This is a genomic window from Rhodococcus sp. EPR-157, from assembly GCF_001647195.1.
Taxonomy (GTDB): Bacteria; Actinomycetota; Actinomycetes; order Mycobacteriales; family Mycobacteriaceae; genus Rhodococcoides.
Genome location: NZ_LVCV01000557.1, coordinates 1 through 932 on the forward strand (window position 1 = coordinate 1; position 932 = coordinate 932).

Below are 932 nucleotides of genomic sequence, written 5' to 3' on the forward strand. Positions count from 1 at the left end.
GCACGGTGTCAGCGTCGGCGCGATCGTGAAGTCGCTGGTCTTCCTGCTCGACGACGATCCGGTGCTGCTGCTCGTGTCCGGAGCGCATCAAGTGAACCTGGAAGCAACTGGCAAGCGCCTCGACGGCACCCTGACGCGCGCCCCCCTGGAACTGGTGAAGCACTCCACCGGCCAGCCGATCGGCGGTATCGCGCCGGTCGGTCACCCGACCAATCTGCCGACGTTCATCGACGAGACCCTGTCCGGTTACCCCGAGTTGTGGGCTGCAGCCGGACACCCCAACACGGTGTTCCGGACCACATACTCCGAACTCCTCCGGATCACTGCAGGGCTCGCGGTAGATGTCACGTGATCCGGCGTCAGGAAGCCAGAACTCTGCTGGGCACGCGCGATCCGGTGGCCGACGCAACAGCGTCGCCGGAGAACGTGACGCCGCGATCTTCGAGCCACGGAACGACGCCACTCGCGATCCGCTCGAGGTTTCGCTGCTCCGGTCCGATCGGTATCAGCGTCACGCCGTCGGCCACGTCGGCGGCTTTCACGTCGGCGACAAGCCCTGCCAACCCCGACGCCGTACCGACGTACCGAATGGAATCGGGCACGTCAGGTGCGTTCAGCGCCACGAACTCTCGACGCGCCGTCCGTGCGTCGTCGGCGATGTAGATTTCGATGTCGAGGAAGACCGCGACGCTGTCGGCGTCCTTGCCTGCCTCCACGACCTCGGCTCGCGCGCGAGAGCGGGCCTGCTGCCCTTCACGGAGATCCGAGGCACGAACGCGTGTGAACGTCTCGGTCGGTCGAGCATCGGTGATTTCGGTCCAGGTTCCGGATGCCGTGAGAGCAACCCGGACAGCTGAAATGTTCGACATGAAGTGTTGTCCTGTCGTGCGTGGGGTGAGCGAGGTCTGCGGGCTACGCCGACGGCCTACACG

Annotated in this window: 2 protein-coding genes; one reads left to right on the forward strand and one right to left on the reverse strand. The window is 65.6% G+C overall.

The genetic code is table 11. From position 1 onward, the window contains the following. The coding region (locus A2J03_RS24635; protein ID WP_068379320.1) for a YbaK/EbsC family protein at positions 1–352 on the forward strand (352 nt) is incomplete at its 5' end. A 7-nt stretch (positions 353–359) separates the two neighbouring features. Here A2J03_RS24635 and A2J03_RS24640 read toward each other — a convergent pair. Continuing rightward, entirely contained in the window at positions 360–869 is a 510-nt protein-coding gene (locus A2J03_RS24640) for a hypothetical protein (RefSeq protein ID WP_068379322.1), read from the reverse strand. Positions 870–932 lie beyond the last annotated feature (63 nt).